This window comes from Fibrella rubiginis (genome assembly GCF_017353185.1).
GTDB classification, from domain to species: domain Bacteria; phylum Bacteroidota; class Bacteroidia; order Cytophagales; family Spirosomataceae; genus Fibrella; species Fibrella rubiginis.
Window position 1 is genome coordinate 304,751 of record NZ_JAFMYV010000004.1, and the last position, 20,521, is coordinate 325,271.

At 54.4% G+C, this 20,521-nt stretch carries 16 protein-coding genes; 12 read left to right on the top strand and 4 right to left on the bottom strand.

Translation table 11 applies throughout. The features are described from left to right. Positions 1 to 128: 128 nt before the first annotated feature. From J2I47_RS10595 to J2I47_RS10605, 3 genes are read right to left on the bottom strand one after another with little or no spacing between them, the layout of a single operon-like run. Entirely contained in the window at positions 129 to 1,118 is a 990-nt protein-coding gene (locus J2I47_RS10595; RefSeq protein ID WP_207364548.1) for a fasciclin domain-containing protein, read from the bottom strand. A gap of 58 nt (positions 1,119 to 1,176) precedes the next feature. Continuing rightward, positions 1,177 to 2,679: a RagB/SusD family nutrient uptake outer membrane protein gene (locus J2I47_RS10600; RefSeq protein WP_207364549.1), complete on the bottom strand. Its 1,503-nt coding sequence runs from the start codon at positions 2,677 to 2,679 to the stop codon at positions 1,177 to 1,179. A gap of 11 nt (positions 2,680 to 2,690) precedes the next feature. Beyond that, a complete protein-coding gene (locus J2I47_RS10605) occupies positions 2,691 to 5,957 on the bottom strand; it encodes a SusC/RagA family TonB-linked outer membrane protein (protein WP_207364550.1) in 3,267 nt (1,088 codons plus the stop codon). A gap of 550 nt (positions 5,958 to 6,507) precedes the next feature. Between J2I47_RS10605 and J2I47_RS10610 the strand changes: the two genes are divergently transcribed. The 7 genes from J2I47_RS10610 to J2I47_RS10640 all read left to right on the top strand — a co-directional run bounded on the left by J2I47_RS10610 (position 6,508) and on the right by J2I47_RS10640 (position 14,591). Next, positions 6,508 to 7,335 (top strand): TatD family hydrolase, encoded by an 828-nt coding sequence (locus tag J2I47_RS10610; RefSeq protein WP_207364551.1) that lies wholly within the window; start codon positions 6,508 to 6,510, stop codon positions 7,333 to 7,335. Positions 7,336 to 7,437: 102 nt separating this feature from the next. Next, positions 7,438 to 8,505, top strand: coding sequence for an asparaginase (locus tag J2I47_RS10615; RefSeq protein WP_207364552.1), 1,068 nt, complete (start codon positions 7,438 to 7,440; stop codon positions 8,503 to 8,505). A 538-nt stretch (positions 8,506 to 9,043) separates the two neighbouring features. Beyond that, positions 9,044 to 9,997 carry a DUF4433 domain-containing protein gene (locus J2I47_RS10620; RefSeq protein WP_207364553.1) on the top strand — a complete coding sequence of 318 codons (954 nt, stop codon included), beginning with the start codon at positions 9,044 to 9,046 and terminating at the stop codon, positions 9,995 to 9,997. Between the two features lies 1 nt (position 9,998). Next, positions 9,999 to 10,724 carry a DUF6939 family protein gene (locus J2I47_RS10625; RefSeq protein WP_207364554.1) on the top strand — a complete coding sequence of 242 codons (726 nt, stop codon included), beginning with the start codon at positions 9,999 to 10,001 and terminating at the stop codon, positions 10,722 to 10,724. A 300-nt stretch (positions 10,725 to 11,024) separates the two neighbouring features. After that, the gene (locus J2I47_RS10630) at positions 11,025 to 12,143 is read left to right on the top strand and encodes a hypothetical protein (RefSeq protein ID WP_207364555.1); all 1,119 of its coding nucleotides are present in this window, start codon (positions 11,025 to 11,027) and stop codon (positions 12,141 to 12,143) included. A gap of 275 nt (positions 12,144 to 12,418) precedes the next feature. Further along, positions 12,419 to 13,549: an amidohydrolase family protein gene (locus tag J2I47_RS10635; RefSeq protein WP_207364556.1), complete on the top strand. Its 1,131-nt coding sequence runs from the start codon at positions 12,419 to 12,421 to the stop codon at positions 13,547 to 13,549. Between the two features lie 79 nt (positions 13,550 to 13,628). Next, complete coding sequence (locus J2I47_RS10640; RefSeq protein WP_207364557.1) at positions 13,629 to 14,591, top strand: nucleoside hydrolase; 963 nt, start codon at positions 13,629 to 13,631, stop codon at positions 14,589 to 14,591. A gap of 99 nt (positions 14,592 to 14,690) precedes the next feature. Here the strand turns inward: J2I47_RS10640 and rsgA are convergent, their stop codons facing one another. Then, positions 14,691 to 15,617: a ribosome small subunit-dependent GTPase A gene (gene rsgA / locus J2I47_RS10645; protein ID WP_207364558.1), complete on the bottom strand. Its 927-nt coding sequence runs from the start codon at positions 15,615 to 15,617 to the stop codon at positions 14,691 to 14,693. Between the two features lie 240 nt (positions 15,618 to 15,857). Here rsgA and J2I47_RS10650 point away from each other — a divergent pair, with 240 nt between their 5' ends. The 5 genes from J2I47_RS10650 to J2I47_RS10670 all read left to right on the top strand — a co-directional run bounded on the left by J2I47_RS10650 (position 15,858) and on the right by J2I47_RS10670 (position 20,454). Next, a complete protein-coding gene (locus J2I47_RS10650; protein ID WP_207364559.1) occupies positions 15,858 to 16,277 on the top strand; it encodes a response regulator in 420 nt (139 codons plus the stop codon). Positions 16,278 to 16,279: 2 nt separating this feature from the next. Next, complete coding sequence (locus tag J2I47_RS10655; protein WP_229374489.1) at positions 16,280 to 17,110, top strand: alpha/beta fold hydrolase; 831 nt, start codon at positions 16,280 to 16,282, stop codon at positions 17,108 to 17,110. 59 nt (positions 17,111 to 17,169) lie between these two features. Further along, positions 17,170 to 18,306 carry a PAS domain-containing sensor histidine kinase gene (locus J2I47_RS10660; protein ID WP_229374491.1) on the top strand — a complete coding sequence of 379 codons (1,137 nt, stop codon included), beginning with the start codon at positions 17,170 to 17,172 and terminating at the stop codon, positions 18,304 to 18,306. Between the two features lie 9 nt (positions 18,307 to 18,315). Further along, positions 18,316 to 19,674, top strand: coding sequence for a hypothetical protein (locus tag J2I47_RS10665; RefSeq protein WP_207364561.1), 1,359 nt, complete (start codon positions 18,316 to 18,318; stop codon positions 19,672 to 19,674). A 102-nt stretch (positions 19,675 to 19,776) separates the two neighbouring features. Then, a complete protein-coding gene (locus J2I47_RS10670) occupies positions 19,777 to 20,454 on the top strand; it encodes a hypothetical protein (protein WP_229374493.1) in 678 nt (225 codons plus the stop codon). Positions 20,455 to 20,521: the final 67 nt, after the last annotated feature.

Below are 20,521 nucleotides of genomic sequence, written 5' to 3' on the forward strand. Positions count from 1 at the left end.
CCTGTCGAAGGGCCCGCCGCGCGAAGCCACACCACAACGCGAAGCCACACCACAACGCGAAGCCACACCACAACGCGAAGCCACACCACAACGCGAAGCTACCCCATCAATTTAACCAACGAATCCCCTCAACTGCCGGGCAGCAGTACCCGGTCAATGACGTGCACAACGCCGTTGGTGGTCAGGATGTTAGCGCGGGTGATGGTGGCGGCATCGGTGCCGTTACCAAGTCCGGTGAGGCGCAGATCACCGCTGACGTCAATGGCTTTTCCACCCAGCGTCGGGATCTTACCCGGCTTTTTGGCGTCGCTCGATACCACGATACCCCCCGAAACAGGGTATGCTTCGGGCACGAAATTGGTCGAGAATACCCGCCCCTGCGTTACGTGATACTGCAGAATAGCGGCCAGTGCCGCTGGCGTGGCAGCATTGATGTCGGCGAGGGTTTTGTAGGGCGTAGTCGTTTTGAATGCATCGTCGGTGGGCGCGAACACGGTGAGTGGTCCGGCCCCCGACAATGCCCCTGCCAGGTTGGCGCGGGTAACGGCCGCCAGCAGGAAGGTGAAGTTGGGATTACCCTTTACGGCATCGACGATGGTACCCGTAGCCGGCACGAGCACATTATCAATTATGTGCATGACCCCGTTGGTGGCGCCGATGTCGGGCAGGGTCACGCGGACACCATTGACCGCCACGGCGGGCTGCCCAAAATCGAACTTCGAGACATAGGCCGTTCCGTTGAGCGTGGCCGTTTCGCGGTTGATACCCACCGGCACATCGGCTGAACGCACCACCGTACTGAGTACGTGGTAGCGCAACACGCCGCCCAGCACGGCGGGGTCCATTTTGGCGATAGCCGCCGAATCGATGCCCGCCGCCGCAAACGCCGCGTTGTTGGGGGCAAACAGGGTCAGGTTGGCTCCCGACAATGCCTGCGTGAGGTTGGCCCGCGTAACGGCCTGCGCCAGCCGACTAAAATTCTTGTCGGACGTGACAATCTCGACCAGGCTTTTGGTGCCCGGCGTGGGCGACGGACTGCCAAACGGTTCCTGTTTATTACAGCCAGCCAACACCAAGCCGACCAATAAACTACTGTATATCAATGCGTTGATTTTCATAATCTGCGAAGAATGGGCTTGAAAGCAGCCTGCTTAAGTAGCAGGCTGCACATGGCAATTAATAACCCGGATTCTGGGTCAGGCGGGCGTTCAGGTCGATTTCGTTTTGCGGAATGGGCAGCAGTTCGTGTTTGCCCACCACAAACTTGGTCCCCAGCACATCGCGGGCGATACCCCAGCGCACGATGTCCTCGCGGCGGCACTGCTCAAACGACAGTTCCAGGCGGCGTTCGTTGATGATCGACTGAAAAAGCTGCGCCCCCGTCGACGCTGTCAGGGCAGGCAGTTTTACCCGCGCACGCACCTGATTGACCGCCGCCACGGCTTCGGGCGAGAACGTGGTACCCTGCTGATTAAGCGCTTCGGCATACATCAGCAGCACGTCGGCATAGCGAATCACGCGGATGTTGATCGACGACCCCTGATACTGACCGATATCGTCGCCGGTACCGCCGGGCGTCAGGTTCGAGTATTTACGGTGCTGCCAGTCGGTGCGGGGGTAGGGCGTAGCTTTTTTCTCCGGGTACCAGGTGTCGCCGGGGCCGAACATAACCAGCCGTTTGCGGAGGTCGTTGTCGGGGTAGGCCGCCACAATAGCCGTTGACGGGCTGGTGTTCTGAAATGCCGTGATGCCGTATTCAATGGCCCGGAAGGTGCCCTCGCCAATGCCTGTTCCGTCGTTACCCCAGTTGCCGGTGCCACCCGTGCGGTCCTGCCCGGCAAAAGACACCTCGAAGAGCGACTCTCTGTTGAACTCCACGTATTCACCCGCCGCATTGGTTTCCACGAAATTATCGCTATAGTCGGGCATCAAACCCAGCTTGGTCGGGTTGGCCGTGGCGTAGTCGACCAGTTCTTTCAACTTGCCGGCGGCCTCGGTAAATTTCTTTTGAAACAAATACGATTTACCCAGCAACGCCTTGGCCGACAGGCGCGTTGCCCGGCCCAGGTCATTGCCCGTATAGGCTTCGGGAAGGGCCGCCTCAGCGGCTTTCAGGTCGGTTTCTATCTGTGTCCAGACGGCTGCTGGCGTGGCCCGTTCTTTCCCACCCGATTCGGTCGAAAACGTTTTGAGTTGCAGCGGAACGCCGCCATAGTTGACTACCAGATCGAAATAATACAGTGCCCGCAGAAACTGGGCTTCGGCAGCCAGCCGCTTGGTGGTGGCCGAAGCGGGCAGACGCACCAGATTGTCGAGCACGAAGTTGCTGCGCTGAATACCCCGATACAGCCCCCGCCACAACGACAGTACCGTATCGCTGCTGGCATTGAAACTGTAGGCCGTCAGCGTTTGCCCGTCGGCATAGAGGGGGTCATTACCCCGGATGTCGTCGCTGAGGAGGTCGAAGAGGAAGAAGTATTTGCGCTTGTAGGTGTCCTCCTGTTGCAGGGCTGCATAGATGGAATTGGTGGCGTTGATGGCGTCATTTTCGCTCGTAAAGAACGTACCCACCGACAGCTGATTGGGATTGGTGGCGTCGAGGAACGTGTCTTTGCAGCTCTGGAACGTACCCAGCACCAGCAGGGCCGCCAGCCCCAAATGAGTGATTATCTTTTTCATCGCTGAGGTGTTTAGAAAGCCAGTTGAATGCCCGCCAGGAACGACCGGGCTACGGGGTAGTTGGCGTTGTCGATGTTGCGGTTCAGGTTCGAGCCGTAGCTGGGGTCGCCCGCGTTGGGGTCCTGCCGGTAGCCCGACCCAATTTCGGGGTCATAGCCGGTGTAGTGCGTGAACGTGAGCAGGTTAGTCGCCGTGGCATAGACCCGCAGGTTGCTCATGTTGCCCAGTTTCGACCGGATGGCCGCCGGAAAATTGTAGCCCACCGTGAGGTTGCGGAGCCGCAAAAACGAGCCGTCTTCAATGTACCGGTTCGATACCTGCCCGTTGTTGGCGTCGTTGGAATTGGCGCGGGGCACCTTGCCATTACCCGGATTTGTCTCTGACACCCAACGGTTTAGCGTGTTGGCGTCGTAATTGAAATTCCGCTGCATGCCCTCCGTCCAGTAGCGGGCGGCGTTGTAAATCTGCGACCCGTAGACCCCGTTAAACTGCACCTGCACGTCGAAGCCCCGGTAGCCCGCCCGGCCGTAGAAGCCGTAGGTGAACTTGGGAATCGGGCTGCCAATCACGGTCTGGTCGGCGTCGTTGATGATGCCGTCGCCGTTGAGGTCTTTGTATTTGATGTCGCCGGGACGCAGGCCACCGCCATAGGTCGAGGCAGAGTTACCGTCGGCGGCGTTGGCGTAGTACAGGTCCGAGTTGTTCTGGATGATCCGGTCGACCACCAGGCCGTAGAACACGCCCACGGGTTGGCCCACGGCGGCGCGGGTCAGAAACCGGTTCGAGTTGGAGTTGTCGGCCCCGCCGGGCAGAAACGCCGTCTGGTCACCGTTGAGGTTGAGCGACAGCACCCGGTTGTTGACAAACGAGATGTTGCCACCCAGGCTCCAGTCTATGCCGCCGCTGTTTTGCTGATACTGCGCGGCCAGTTCAAGCCCCTGGTTCTTCACCCGCCCCACGTTGAGCGTTGGCCGCCCGTCGATCCCCGTCGAGGCCTCGATGGGTGCCTGAAGCAGGATGTCGCTGGTGACTTTATCATACAGGTCGATGGACCCCGACAGCCGGTTGCTGAAGAAACCGAAGTCCAGGCCCACGTTGGTCTGGGCGGTGGTTTCCCACTTCAGGTTGGCCGTGGCGGCGTCAGACACCGTGCCCCCGCCCGACACGTAATTCTGTCCAAAGAGGTAGCGGGCGTTGATGTTGATCGTTTGCTGGTAGCGGTAATCGCCAATGTTCTGGTTGCCGATCTGGCCCCAGCCCGCCCGTAGCTTCAGTTCGCTCAGGGCCGGGATGCGGTTTTTCATGAACGGCTCCTCGCTCACCCGCCAGCCCAGCGAGGCCGACGGGAACACACCGTAGCGGTAGTCGCGGGCAAACCGGCTCGACCCGTCGCGCCGCACATTGACGGTGAGCAGGTAGCGGTCGTTGTACTCATAATTGATCCGGCCCAGCAACCCCACCTGCCGCGTTTGGCCGTTATTGCCGTTGTAGAGCGTAACGGTACCACCCGCGTCGGCCACCCGGATGCGGTCGCCGTCGGGGAAGCCGAGTTTTTGCGCCTCGAAATAGGTGCGGTTTTCGCTCCGCGCCACGTAGCCACCCAGGACTGTGAAGTAGTGCTTGTCGATGCGTTTTTCGTAGCTAACCGTGTTTTCCACCAGCCAGCCTACGCTTCGGTAGTCATTCTGATACAGCGAGTTCTGCCCCGGTGCGCGGAAATCATACGAGCTGGAATAGTAGACGGGGTTGTAGTTGGTGGTGGTGCCCAAATACAGGTTCACCCCGGTATTGAGCCGGTATTTCAGGCCCGGAATAAATTCGTATTCCAGAAAGGCGGTGCCGTAGCCGGTGTAGGCCAGATTGCGGTTGTCATTGATGATCAGGTCGCGGAGGGGGTTGCCGGCATCCTGCCCGTCGCGACTACGTTCGTTGCCGTTGAAACCCAGCGTGTATTTGGGGTTCAGGTTGTAGATAGCCAGTGCCGGTGAGGCCTTGGTGATGGAGGCCGTGGTGCCGCTGGTGCCGCCGATGTTTTGCAGGCGATTTTCTTGAGCAAAATAAATGGTCGAGCCAATTTTAAGCCGCTTGTAGGTAACGTCGCCGTTGATCCGGGCCGAAATACGCTCAAAATCGGACCCCTGCACAATGCCGTCCTGCTTCAAATACCCCACCGACGCCAGGATACGGGCGTTTTCGCTGCCCCCGGCCACCGTCAGGTTGATGTTGCGCAGGGGAGCCGCCCGGTACACCGCCCGCTGCCAGTCGGTGTCGATGCGCTGGCCCCGGCGGGTCGAATCGTAGGCGTCGTAGAGGGGCAGGTTATCCAGGTTGGCCAGCGACGGCACCCGCTCCGACCCCACCTGCAAAATATTGCCCGGCCTGCCCGACAGCCACGCGCTGCTGTTGTTATCGGCCGTGCCGTTGTCTTTGGCGTTGTTGCTGACGGTAGCAAAATCGCGGGTACCCAGCAGGGGCAGGAATTTGATGGCCGACTGTGAGCCATAATAGCTGTCCAGTGTAATAGTGGGTTTGCCTGCCTTGGCCCGCTTGGTGGTTACGATCACCACGCCGTTGGCACCCAATACCCCGTAAATGGCCGTGGCCGACGCGTCTTTCAGCACGTCGATACTGGCAATGTCGTTGGGGTTGATGTTGTTGATGCTGCCGGGATAAAATCCGTCGATGACGTAGAGCGGGTCTGAGTTGTTGATCGTACCCGTGCCCCGCACGTTGACCTTCACACCGTTGCCGGGCACCCCCGAATTGCTTTGCACGTCGACCCCCGCAATACGCCCCTGCAGGGCCTGATCGGCGGTTTGGATGGGTACGTTCTGAATGGTTCTGATATCAACCGAGCCGATGGCCCCCGTCACGTCGCGGCGTTTTTGTTCGCCATACCCCACCGATACCACCTGCACTTCGTTGAGCGTACGGGTATCGGGCAGCAACTGCACGTCGATGGTGCTTCGGTTGCCCACGGCGATTTCCTGGCTGGCGTAGCCCACGAAACTGTAGATCAGGGTGGCCGTTTCGGGCGCGTTGAGGGTGTATTCGCCGTTGGCGTTGGTGGTGGTGCCGCGGGTGGTGCCCTTAATCGACACGGTTACGCCCGCCAGACCCAGCCCACCTTCGTCGGTGATGCGGCCTTTGATGGGAATGTCAGCTTGTTGATACATCCGACCAAGCGGATCGGGACGTGGTGTGGCCGAGAGGGACACAGGCCTGAGCACAACTAGCCCAAGCAGCGCAAGCGGTACCAGGTACTGCTTCGTTTGCATAGCGTTGACAGTTTAGGGTAAGGAACTGACTACCACAGAATATACCGGCGAGCAGGCCAATCAACGGGCGGTACACGAGGCACGCTCGCAGCTATCTGATTTCAGGTAAAGGGTGGCTTAACTCTGCTTTTCCCATAAATTTTGTTGAATAAAGCACATTTGACTAAAAAATTTGAATTAATGAACTGTTTATCAGCCATATACATACGATAAAAATAGCCAGCTAAGCCATCCGCCGTGTTTGCTGTTTGGTCTAGTTCATTCTTATAAGATGAAGGGAGATTGTAGTGTAGCTAGGCGCTTTGGTGGCTTCGCGCTACGGGCCCTTCGACAAGCTCAGGGTGACAGGGCACTAAAACAATCATCCTAAGTTGATTCAACGTCCCTGTCACCCTGAGCTTGTCGAAGGGCCCGTATCGCGAAGCCATCAACAGCGCGAAGCCATCAACAGCGCGAAGCCACCAACAGCGCGAAGCCACCACAACCTTCATTCATTTTATAAACAGGCTCCTCAGCCCGACCTTACCGGGCATTGCCGTTTCTTTGCAGCATGTTAACCTTCATCGACACACACGCCCACGCTTACGACGATAAATTTGAGGCCGACAAACTCACCGACGGCCAACCCCACGGTACCCGCGACGACATGCTACAGCGGGCCTTCGCGGCGGGTGTTTCGGAAATCTGGATGCCCAACTGCGCCGCCGACACCATACCCGGCATGATGGCCCTCGCCACGCAATACCCCGACCGCTGCCGACCCATGATGGGCCTCCACCCCACCTACGTGAACGAAACCGTTGACTCGGAACTGGCTGAGGTAGAAAAACAGCTAAACGCGCATCCGTTTCTGGCCGTGGGCGAAATCGGGCTGGATTTTTACTGGGACATGACCTTCGTCGATCAGCAGTTTATGGCCTTCGAAACGCAGTTACGCTGGGCCGCTGAACGGGGCATGTTCGTCTCGCTCCACACCCGCTCCGGCCACGACCGCAACGCCATGATGGAAGCCGCTGATCTAATTCAGAAATTAGCCTTGCCAGCCCCAAAAAGTGGCATACGGGGCATCTTTCACTGTTTTGTCGGCACCCTCGACGAAGCCCGCCGCGCCATCGACATGGGCTTTATGCTCGGCATCGGCGGGGTAGCTACTTATAAAAACGGTGGCCTCGACAAGGTCATTCCCCACATCGGCCTCGATCATCTCGTACTCGAAACCGACGCTCCCTACCTCGCTCCCGTCCCTTTTCGCGGCAAACGCAACGAACCCGCCTACGTCCCCTACATCGCCGCCCGCCTCGCCGACATGACCGGAAAGAGCGTAGACGAAGTGGCGGAGGTGACAACGCGAAATGCCAAATTAATGTACAATGTATAATGAACAATGAACAATGTTGCTTACGCTAGAGCAGTTACGCTTGCGTAAGCAACATTGTTCATTGTTCATTATACATTGTACATTCTCTTCTCTTCCTCCCCCATGTTCCAACTCAACAAAGCCGAAAACCCTGTGGGGTCTGTGCTGGTGATCTACACCGGTGGCACGCTCGGCATGGTCTACGATTACCGCGCCGGACCCGACAAAGCCGGGCAATTGCGCCCGTTTGATTTCAGTCAGGTGATGGACCGCGTGCCCGAAATTCAGCGGCTCGACTTCGACGTGTCGCTCATCACGCTCGACCCCATCATCGACTCGTCGGATATGAAACCGGCGGTGTGGGTGCGGCTGGCGCAGGCCATTGAGGCGCACTACAACGAGTTCGACAGTTTCGTGATCCTACACGGCACCGACACGATGGCCTATACGGCTTCGGCGTTGAGTTTCATGCTCGAAAACCTGGGCAAGCCCGTGATCCTGACCGGCGCGCAACTGCCCATCGGCGTGGCCCGGACCGACGCCCGCGAAAACCTGCTGACCGCCCTCGAAATCGCCGCCGACCGGCCCGACGGTCGCCCCGCCGTACCCGAAGTGTGCATCTATTTCAACTCGCTGCTGCTGCGGGGCAACCGGGCCAAAAAGCGCGAGAGCGTCCATTTCAACGCCTTTCACTCCGAAAACTACCCCCACCTGGCCATGGCCGGGGTACGCATCGAGTACAACCGCCCGTTCATCGCCCCCGCCGACGTGTCGCACCCGTTCAGCATCCACACGGTGATCGACGCCAACGTGACGGTGCTGAAGCTATTCCCCGGCATCACGCCCGCCGTAGTCAACGCCATTTTGGCCATTCCGGGGCTGCGGGGGCTGGTGCTGGAAACGTTCGGGTCAGGCAACGCCCCCACCGATGCGTGGCTATCCGAGGCTCTCAGCGCGGCCATTGGGCGGGGCTTAGTGGTGGTCAACGTGTCGCAGTGCGAGGGCGGGCGCGTGACGCAGGGGCAGTACCAGACCAGTTCGCGCCTCCAGGAAATCGGCGTGGTGAGCGGGGCTGACATGACCACCGAAGCCGCCATTACCAAGCTGATGGTGCTACTCGGCCAGTTCCCCTATCCCGGCACCGTAGCCCAGCAACTAGGCACGTCGCTGCGAGGCGAAATGGCTAATTAGGCACCTTAGTTAGAGTACGTTTCAATCTTGTGTAGCTGCTTATCCCGTAGGGATTTAACAGCGTAGCGTCGGTAGAAAAATGGCCCTGAAGCGCGTCTGCGTGCCGTAGGTACGCCACTGGTAGCGTACCGATGGGACGAGCAGCTACGCAAGATTGACATCTACCCCCTTAGTTAGGTAGGCTGGGCCGCTGTCGCAGAATCCGTTAATGTCTCACAACCGTTCAATTACTTTGACCTGAATAATCGAAACATTTTTTGCCATAGCGTTGCGTAAGACAGACCAGAAAGGTATGATTGTAGCACCGTCAGCCACTGGTCGAATCAGGAAGTAAAGGTATTGGCAAAACACCTGCACTTAATGCTCTACCCGCTGATAATCAGTGCGATCAACGTTAAGCTAAGTTTCGTACTCTAACATGTTGAGTGTTTGCTTGTCAAGTGCTTGCAAATTAGCGTCTTGGCGACTGTTCGTTCGGCAGGTTTCGGCTGACAGCGTGAATATCAAAATAAAATTCACATCAACACTTGCTTAGTCAATGGAAATCGTAATTTTTATAGTTATTGTCGGTGTTTTAAGCTATCTGTACCTAGAAGAAGAAAAGCGAAAAGAAAGGCAAAGATGGGCAGAGTGGTGGGAGGAAGAACGAGAAAGGCAAAGACTTCAAACAGAACGCGAAAAGCAAAAAGCTGAATGTTTGCGCCAACGAAGAATAGATGAGGAAAAAGAGCGAGTAAGGCAGCAGGCCGAACAGGAGCGTAGAGTTCAGCAGGATGAAACCGCAGAAAGAGAACGCGAGGCTGCACAAAGATCTAAACAAGAAGTAGAAGCCCGTAGAAAGCGGGAAGCCGAACAACAAATACAAGCCCAAATCCAGGCTACAGAAAGAGCGAGAGTAGAGAAAGAAAAAACCCAAAGAGCAGAGCGTCAACTTTTACAACTCAACCTTTCCTCTGAACGAAAAAACAATTACGAAAAATTCGCGCAGGTTTTACAAGAAAACAGTATATTGACTTTGTATCATTTTACAGATAGGGCTAACATCTCATCAATCAAAGAGAATGGAGCCTTGCTATCTTGGTGGTACTGTGAACAAAATGACATTAATATTCTTAAACCAGGTAGCGATGAGACTTCTAAAAGTTTAGATCGGCATTATAACCTTCAAGATTACGTCCGGTTAAGTTTCACACCTAACCACCCGATGATGTATGTAGCCAAGTTGCAAGGTAGAATACAAGACCCAGTTGTGCTGAAAATCAATCCAGAGATATGTTTTTTTCAAGAAACGAAGTTCTCTGATATGAATGCCACCAAGACAGGCCACAAGTGCGGCCCGACTATAGAAGACCTAATGCGGATCAGATTTGCAGTTGTCAAACAAAATACGCATTTTAACCTGTCCGATGAGGATAAACCGCACTATCAAGCCGAAGTATTGGTTAAGACTCGTCTACCAATAGAATGGATTACGAACATTAATGCTTTTTGAGATGATATTCGTTGACAGCAAAAAAAAGTCGGAAAAAACATTGCAGAAGCTGTACCCTAACGCAGTTATCGCCGACGTAACTTCTAAAGCTCCCACTGCTTTGGTAAGACTTAGTCCCTTCTATCCACACGGTAATATTCCTGTTCCGTTCTCCAACGGATTAACCTCACAATCCGTAGAAGGAGTTTGGCAAGGTCTGAAAGTATTTCAGGGTGCAGATATAGACATTGCAATGTTTCACAACAGTTCAATGAAAAATATCAAACGAACTGTAAGAACATTTGGTATTCCTTTAGGCCACCGAAAAGGAGTGAACAGCACAGAGCTTCTGCCATACCTCGAAGCACGTATCCAAATCTACTTACCAACATATCGTTGGGTTTTAGAAAATAAGGTAAAGGTTATCATTGATAAACTTAGGGTAGCGAGTCAAGAAAAGGATATTGTATTATTGGATTATGATACCAATGAAGATGTTTTTAATCCTAAAAAACCGCTTTCTCACGCCCAACTGATAAAGATGTATGTTGAAGGTAATTATCCTTCGACTGATGTACTACTTTCAAAGTTGAAGGCGCAATCAAAAAAGCTGGAACCCAAAGTTGAAAGAGCCGAGTTAGCAGTAAAAACGAAATCAAAACAGAAGCCGGTTTCTAAGAAGCCACGTGCCAGCAGCGTGAAGACCCCTAAAACGAAAGCTGACGAGCAAATTGCTATTCCTTTCTAAGTCGTTCGCTCCGAGTGAGCAGGTCACGGGCGACAGTCAGCAGGCCGCAAAGTCAGGTTTTTCAGCCCAATGCCCCCATGCGTAAATATCTCGCTACGCTCGACATCAACTCATGGGGGCGTTGGGTGGACAGTAGAAGCAGTAGTTCGGTCGCTCCGGCGACAGGCCGCACGTCTCGATAGGTAGGCTTTAATTCGTTCGGTGGGTTGCGGCTGATAAGTCGCACTTTAGCGTTATGGAGTTCTAACACAGCAAGTTCAAATGCCCAGTGACCAAGAGGTATCATTTTTTGAAGTATTTATGGAAAAACTTTTCGATGACAAAGTAAGGGTTAATCTTGAATACGCCCATCACCAACAGGATACTTATGAGTTCTATGATAATTCAGCTCTCGAGGAATTTGCAACAGTTAGAAACAGACTGAATCATTGGTTCTCAAAATATCCCGATGGTGCAAAAAAGCAACTAAAGCGTGATTTGCAATCAAACTTTGATTCTGCTTTCTTTGAACTTTTCGTACACGAGCTTTTTACAGAGCAGGGATTTTGTTTAACTACTCATCCTATAGTGCCAAATTCTACCAAGAATCCTGACTTCTTAGCCAAGAAAGGTGAATTAGAAATATATCTAGAAGCAAAGGTGGCCACTGACGAATCAAATGAGGAAAGGGCGCTAAAGGCTAAACAGAACATAATCTATGATGCTATCAATCAAATAAACTGCCCTGACTACTGGATTAGCATCAGAGAAATAACCTTCTTATCTAAGAAGCAAGCTAAGCTTGGCAGAATTAGGCAATCATTTGAAGAAAATATAAGTAAGTACGGTGCGCTTCTGTCTACTGAAAGAGAAGATACCTACTCTGAACGACAGGAGAAATACATAACCTACGCAGATGAAAATATTAAAATCGTCATCTCGTTATGGCCATGTTCGATTAAAAAGAGCCGCCCCATCGGTTCGTATCTCGGCGGCAGTTATATGGGTGGTTGTGAAGAATCTATAAGAAGTGCGATAAAGGCGAAAGGCTACCGGTATGGGAACCTTGATAAACCTTACATCGTCTGCATAAATTCTTTAAGCTATAAGCACACCCGTACCGAAGATGTCTATGATGCCTTATTTGGCCGCCAAAGAGTTAAATTATTTGAGGATTTAAACAACCTAAATCAGGAGCTAACGGGCAGCAACGACGGGATTTTTGATCAATCTTCTAAACACTCATATTCCTCAGTTTCAGGAGTATTTGTAACGAGAGTGTTTCCATCTAATATACACCTGGCTAATCACTGGCTGGTTAAACATCCATTCTCAAACAATGAGTTTGACTTTAATAATCTTGCGCTAAGTTTTATTCAAGTCAGTGGGAATAGCCTTAAAGAAGTGCCAAAAATGACAATAGCCGATATTATGCAGTAGGGCGACTGTCTGACAACAGACCGTACATCCCGAAGGAGTGTTCGCAGCCAACCTAGCCAGTATGTAAAGGTTCAGGTACGTTAGTTTTAGTGAGTTGTGCGCCTATCATCAACGCCTGCGGTCGTTGGGGCAGGCGCACAACATCCATTTCCAGTCTGCGAACGAACGGGCCGTTTAGGTGGGTTTGGCGCTTGACCGCGTAGAAAGCGCTTTGGCTGTATCTTTGAAAAGGGTTGTTAGCTCCAGACCACCTGTTCATCGTTATTCCATTCATCATGCGCCTTCTGCTGCTCAGTTTACTCATCGTTTGCCTTTGTGCCCTCACCATTCGTAGCCTCCATGCTCAGCAAAAGCCCGCCGACGCGCCTTTGGGTTTTGAAGAATATGACCCCGTTTCAACGCTGAAAGTGCCTGAGCACAAGATCACACGGGCCAAATACCCGTTCATCGACGTGCACAACCACCAGTGGAACATGGACGACGCCAGTCTGAAACCGCTGCTGAGCCAGATGGATAGCCTCAATATGGGCATCATGGTCAACCTGAGCGGGCGGGCCTGGGGGTCAGAGGCGGAATCGGACAAGTTTTTTACAAAGTCGCTGGCCAATATCAAGCAGACCAACACGCCCCGGCTCATCTTGTTTACCAACATTCTGTTCGACGGCATCGGCACGCCGGGCTGGACGGAAGCCTCGGTGAAACGCCTGGAGGCCGACGTGAAAGCGGGTGCCCACGGCCTGAAAATCTACAAGAATCTGGGGATGGATATCAAAGATGCGGGCGGCAAGCTGGTGGCCATCGACGACCCACGCCTGGACCCCATCTGGGCCAAATGTGGCGAACTGGGCATTCCGGTACTGATTCACACCGCCGACCCGAAGTCGTTCTGGGACCCGATGGACCGCTACAACGAACGCTGGCTGGAACTGAAACTGCACCCCAGCCGGAAGCGGGGAGCCAACTCGGTAAACTGGGCCAAACTGCTTGACGAACAGCACCATATCTTTCAAAAGCACCCCAAAACCACGTTCATCAACGCCCACATGGGCTGGTACCCCAACAACCTCGGCAAGCTCGACAGCCTCATGCGGGTATATCCCAATATGATGCTCGAAATTGGCGCGGTCATTGCCGAACTAGGCCGTCAGCCCCGCGCGGCGCACGCCTTTTTTGTGAAGCATCAGGACCGCATCGTGTTCGGTAAAGACAGTTGGGTACCCTCGGAATACGCGACGTATTTCCGCGTGCTGGAAACCGCCGACGAATATTTTCCCTACCACAAAAAGTACCACGCCTTCTGGCGCATGTATGGCATGGCCCTCCCCGACGAGGTGCTGAAAAAAGTGTACTACAAAAACGCCCTCCGCATCATTCCGGGGCTTGATAAGCGCTTGTTTCCGAATTAAGTTTAAAGTTTAAGCTGTAAGGTTGCTGACGCATGGCCGGAACGCCGGACCGCCTTACACCTTGAACTCTCCCTCTCCTATGCGATACCTCATCCTCCTTCTCCTCCTCGCCACCTCGCCCGTTTTTGCGCAGCATGAGCCACCCGTGCGGGTTATTTTCGATACCGACATGGGGCCTGACTACGACGACGTGGGGGCCATTACCATGCTCCACCACTATGCCGACGCGGGCAAGGCCGAGATCCTGGCTACGGTAGCGTCGAGCAAATACCCGCGTGTGGGGCCGGTGCTGAGTGTGCTGAACACCTATTTGGGTCGGCCCAACATACCCATCGGCGTGCCCAAAGGCTGGGCCGTGACCGATGCCGATAAGCAGCACTGGTCCGACACGCTGGTGGCCCGCTACCCGCACGCGCTGAAGTCCAACGACGACGCGCCTGACGCCGTGGCCCTTTACCGGCAGATTCTGGCCAAACAGCCCGACCGCAGCGTAACGGTGCTCACGGTGGGTTTTCTGACCAACCTAGCCAACCTGCTCAACTCGAAACCGGATCAGTATTCCAAACTGACGGGCCGCGAACTGGTAATACAGAAGGTACGGAATCTGGTGAGCATGGCGGGCAAATTTCCGTCGGGCTACGAATACAATGTTATGCGTGATTCTACCGCCTCGAAAACGGTCTATACCCAATGGCCCACGCCGATGCTGCTGAGTGGTTTCGAGATTGGCGAGGCGATCAAAACGGGGCTGCCCCTGGCCCGGAACACGGCCATCAAAAACAGCCCTATCCGCGACGTGTTTCGCATTAGTATTCCGCTGGACCCTAACGATAAAGCCGGGCGCATGAGCTGGGACCAAACCGCCGTGCTGGTAGCCATTGAAGGCCCCGAACCCTACTACAGCACCCAACAGGGCCGGTTAGTGATGGGGCCGGGCGGCAGCAATACCTGGGACAGCACCGGCAAAGGCCATGCCCATCTGGTCGTGAAACGCCCCCCCGCCGACGTGCAGGCCCTGATCAATGGGATGATGATGCGGTAAGGTGAAGGGGGTTCAACGTTTAAAGTCCAATGTCTAAAGTTGCTCCGCGATCTGTGTAACTCGCGGAGCAACTTTAGACATTGGACTTTAAACGTTGAACTACCTCCTATTATCCCCCCCCTCCATCATGCTCAGGTAGCTGTAGTAGCGGCTTTCGGCGATGTCGCCATCCTCTACGGCGGCTTTAATGGCGCAGCCGGGCTCGTTGATATGCAGGCAGTTATGAAACCGGCACTGGTTCAGGCGGTCTCGCATTTCGGGGAAATAATGAGCAATCTCCTCCTTCGACGTTTCGACCAGACCCAGTTCTTTGATGCCCGGTGTGTCGATGATAAACGTGTCGGGCGTCAGTTCAAACATCTCGGCGAAGGTGGTGGTGTGAACGCCCTTGTTGGCAAACGTCGACACTTCGTTGGTGCGCAGGTCGAGCGTGGGGGCAATGGCATTTACCAGCGATGATTTGCCCACGCCCGAATGCCCCGACAGCAGGGTGATTTTTCCGTTCAGCAAGTCCCGGAACGCTTCGACGCCATCGCCCTTCGTGGCCGACGTAGCCAGGGTGTTGTAGCCGATTTTTTCGTACATATCCTGAATTTCGCGCTGATGATCAAGCCCTTCGTCGTTCAGAATGTCGGTTTTATTGAAGACTACCGTGGTCGAAATACGAAACGATTCGGCGGCCACCAGAAACCGGTCGATGAAGCCGAGCGAGGTGCGGGGCAGGGTAAGCGTAGCCAGCAAAACGGCCTGATCGAGGTTGGCGGCCAGGATATGCCCATGCGCCGTTTTGTGCACCGACTGCCGGATGATGTAGTTCTCGCGGGGTTCGATGTCGTAGATAATCGCCGTATTTTCGGCTTCGTCTTCCACGTCATACTGCACCCGGTCGCCCACGGCAATGGGGTTGGTAACCTTCAAATCTTTTATTTTGAATTTTCCTTTGAGCCGGGCATGGTAAATATGTCCGTCTTCACTGCGGAGGTCGTACCAGGAACCGGTCGAGCGTATGATTAAGCCTATAGACAAGGGTTGCGAGCGTTACTGTAGATGACTGCTGCCACTGGCAAATCCCCGGCAACAACCAGTATGGGGGTAACTCATTCTGGTAAGGCAATGGTTTCCGGCACCCTAAATACTACACGTTTGCCCGCCTGAATAGCACCTTTCCTGACTAAAAAAAATACGCAACCAACCAGCCAGATATACTTAGTATGTCATAAGAATTAGTTTATATTTGTTACCCCACGCTATTATGCGATAACACCTATGTCAGTCGAAAAGACGAGTACCCGCTGTGTTTGGTTGGTTGACGATGATGATGAAGATCTGTTGCTCATGCGGGCAGCGTTTAATAGTGTGGACCCCGGCATCGAGATTAGGACCATGGCGGATGGCGACGAATTACTGCCACAATTGCAGCGCACTCAGCCGTTTCCAGACCTGATTTTAATTGACCTCAACATGATTTATGTTGACGGATTTGAAGCGCTCAGGCAAGTACGGGCTTTATCACAGTTCAGTCATTTACCGGTTGTTGTGCTCACAACGTCCAGCAACGTAGCTGACCGGCAGAAGTCAACCGCGCTGGGGGCCGATGATTTTCATACCAAACCTGACAGTTTCACCGATTTAGCCCAGCTGGCGCGCGACTTAACGCGCCAATGGTTGCCCGAACCACTCGCTTAGCTATGCTCACTACGCCATTATCAGCCACAAGCCAGTCTGTTGTTGACCGGTATAATGTTACCATCACTGGCCAGGGCACCCAGCCCATGCTATTTGCCCATGGCTTTGGCTGTGACCAGAGCATGTGGCGGTTTGTGGCCCCTGCTTTCGAGGCCAGTTATCAGGTGATTTGTTTCGACTACATCGGCCACGGACGCACCAGCATGGACGCCTACAACCGCGAACGCTACGCCAGCCTGCACGGCTACGCGCAGGACGTACTCGATATCTGTCATGCACTGGACCTGCACGATGTCATCCTCGTGGGGCACTCGGTGAGCGGCATGATCGGTGCTTTGGCGGCCATTAACGAACCGGACCGATTTAGCCGGCTGGTTATGGTAAGCCCGTCGCCCCGGTACATGAATGACGAGGGCTACCATGGTGGTTTTGAACGGGAAGACATCGAAGAGCTTCTCGATACCATGGACGGCAATTTTTTTGGCTGGGCCACCTCTACTGCCCCGGCCATTATGGCCAACAGCGAACGGCCTGAGCTGGGCAACGAACTGGGGCTTACGTTTTGCCATACCGACCTGGAAGTAGCCCTGCAATTTGCCAAAGTCGTTTTCTATGGCGATAACCGCAAAGACTTGCCGAAGCTGCAAACACCTTCGCTTATTATTCAAACGCTGGAAGACATCATTGCGCCGGTTGAAGTGGGCGACTATATGGCCAACCACACGCCCAACAGCACACTGCATGTGATCGACGCCACCGGCCATTGCCCCCACATGAGCGCTCCCAACGAAACCATCCAGTCTATCGAGCAGTACCTTCGTCAACTTAATTAGGGAACTACGCTTAGGTCATGCACGAAATAACGGCTCTTCTTCCATGTGGCATATTCGTAATGGATGCAGAGAGCAGATTCGTATCGGTCAACCCATTTGCTTGTGAACTGACAGGCTACCATGCCGATGAATTAATTGGCAAGCGAATGGACATTCTATTGAGTGTGGCCAGCCGGATTTATTTCCAAACCCACATTTACCCCCTGGTTACCCTATACAATAGTGCCAACGAATTGTATGTGACGATCCAGACCCGGCAGCGGGTGCCCATCCCGGTACTGCTCAACGCTGCTGCACATACACATGAGGGTCAATTGCTGATCTACTTCACGTTTATACCCGTACACCAGCGGCGGTTGTATGAAAAAGAAATACTGGCCGCTAAAAAAGCCGCCGAAGATGCCCTGCTGCGCAACGATGAGTTGCTGAAATTACAACAGCGGCTGGAACAGCATCAGGCCGAACAGGACCGGCAACTGAGCCAGCTTCAGCAACGCAATAACGAACTGGAGCAGTTCAGCAAAATCATCACGCACGACCTCCAGGAACCACTCCGCAAGATCAACGTCTTTGCCGGTTTGCTGGATAACGAACAGCCCGACGCGCTAACGTCTATGGGCAATACGGCCCTGACCGGCATTGGTAAAGCCAGCAGTCGGCTGCGTACGCTGATCGGCGATCTGCAACTCTATTTTACCCTGACAAGTCAGCAGGCTGAAATTGAGTCTATTGACCTTCAACCTGTTATAGAAGATATCAGTCAGGAGTACGAATCAATGGGGGTGCACTTCGACCTGAAACCGCTGCCAACGGTGGTCGGTAACAGAGAGGGGCTGACTAGTCTGTTCAGGCATTTGGTCGACAATGCAGTGAAGTTCCGGCAGGTGGGTGATACCCCCGCCATGGTGCGCGTGAGTGGCACGGTGGTAGGCCATAACAGTTTCCGCACCACGCCAGACAAATACAACTATGTGGATTACGCCCGCATTACGGTCAGCGACAACGGCATTGGGTTCGATAATCAGCAGCGCGACGAGGTGTTTAGAATCTTGAAAAAGCTGCACCCCCGCACGCCGGGTATGGGCCTGGGGCTGGCTGTGTCAAAAAAAATCGTCGAGTTGCATAATGGTCAGATTTCGGCGGAATCGGCCGTGGGGAAGGGTACCAAAATTACGGTGTTGCTGCCGATAGCGTAGCTTTACATCATGAAATTCCTGCGCATCCTGCTCAAAGGGTTACTTGGGCTGCTGGCCCTTGTCGTGCTGTTTCTGGCCGTCAGCCTATCGCCCAACGACCATACCCCCTACCAGCAAACCGAGTTCTACCGCCAGACCAAGGCCCGGCTCGACAGCCTGCCTGCGCTGCCCACACCCAAAACGGGTATCCGGGCGGGCTGGGCAAAGGCGAACCTCACCCCCGCCTACACCACCCCCACGGGCGGCTACGGAGCGCGGCAGGGCAAGCACTGGACCACCGTGGCTGATTCGGTCTGGGTGCGGGCCATCGTCCTCGACAACGGCAACGGCCCCGTAGCCATCGTGGCGTCGGATCTGCTCATTACCCCACCCAGCGTGAGCGAGCAATTGCGCAAACGCCTGCCGGAGGTGGGCCTGCGCTGGGAGTCGGTTTATTTCGGCACCACCCACAGCCATAACAGCCTCGGCGGCTGGGCACCGGGTCTGGTGGGTAATCTCTTTTCGGGTAGCTACGACGGGCGCGTTGTCGACCACATCACCAACACCATTCTGGCCGCTTTAAAAAAGGCAAAAGCCGTTTTGCAGCCCGTCAGCGTGGGTTTCCGGGCTGTAGATGCACCTCAATTTGTGTACAACCGCCTCGATGAGACCAAGCCCGTTGACCCGTTTTTCCGGCTGGTGCAACTAAAGCAAACGGGTGGCGCGGGCCAAACCGCCACGCTCTGCACCTATTCGGCCCACGCCACCATGATGGACATGTTCAGCTACCAGTACCTCACCCGCGACTGGCCGGGGCAGGTGGTAGACGGTCTTGAGCGCGAAACAGGTGGCTTTGCCCTGTTCATGGCCGGGGCCGTGGGCAGCATGGGTCCCAAAGGACCACCCACGGGCAAGGATTTTCCGCTGGTGAAACAGTACGCGTCGGAGATGATGACCCGCCTGAAACCCGAACTGACGCAGTTCCAAACGGGCACCGACAGCACCATGGGCCTGCTTACACTACCCCTTACCCTGCGCGACCCCGCCCCCCGTATCATCGGCGACTGGCGCATCCGGCCCTGGCTGTTCCATGCTATCTACGGCCGCTACCCGTCTGATCTGAAAGCCCTGCGCCTCGGCCCGGTTCTGCTGCTCGGCACCCCCTGCGACTTTTCCGGCGAACTGCTGCCTCCCCTGGTAAAAGCCGCTCAGCAACAGGGGCTTAACCTGATCGTGACCAGCTTCAACGGCGGCTACGTGGGCTACATCACCCCCGACGCTTATTACGAAAAAGATGCCTACGAAACCCGCGTCATGAACTGGTTTGGCCCCCAGAACGGCGCTTACTTCTCTGAGATGATGGGGAAAATGATAGAGAAGGAGAAGTGAATTATTGTTTGATTAACAGCATCTTAACTCAGATTTATAAGCCGCTTAATGTCTACAGTTGTTACAGTCTATACTTTTCAACGCACAAACGATGTAAGCGCTATGAAACTGACATTACTCCTGCTATTCGTCTGCCCTCTTCAACTATGGGCACAAGCCGACAGTGTGCAAACCCTGCGGCGGGAAGACCTCAAACTCATTGAAAGCGAGCTGCAGCCAGCCTACTACGGTCGGTATGGTACTACGGTTCGGTCGCAGTATATGTATGACGGGCTGGACATCAAGGCCAAGCAACTAGCTCCCTATATCATGGCCTCCGGTGAACCCACGGCCATTCAGGAATTCAACAAGTATATCAGCAACCGGCACACCGGCGGCTGGCTCATTGCTGGCGGCATCACAGCCATGCTCGTAGGTACGATAGTTGGCACGTCCAACAGCCCCGTCAACGTTCAAAAGCCTATAATATGCCCAACAGGCATGGTATGCTATGGAACTAGTTCAGGATCATCGGGACCAGTCTACGCCGGGGGCATTGTTGGCTACCAAAATGGTGTTGATTCGCAACGTGAAGCGGCCGTAAGTGCAGGATTACTTACCGCTTTGACCGGATGTATCCTGACGGGCATCGGCTGGGGATTGTATACTCCCGGCAAGCACGTCCGGAAGGCGGTACAGTTTTATAACCGGGCATTGAAGCAACGGCAGGGCATTTCGTGGCAGTTGCAGCCCTATTCATCCTACAGCAGTGCAGGGGTTGGATTGGCAGGGCGGTTTTGAATCTATGTCTAGCGGAGCGTTGCTCCACTGTGTGAACGAGTATAGCTAATATTCACACAGCGGAGCA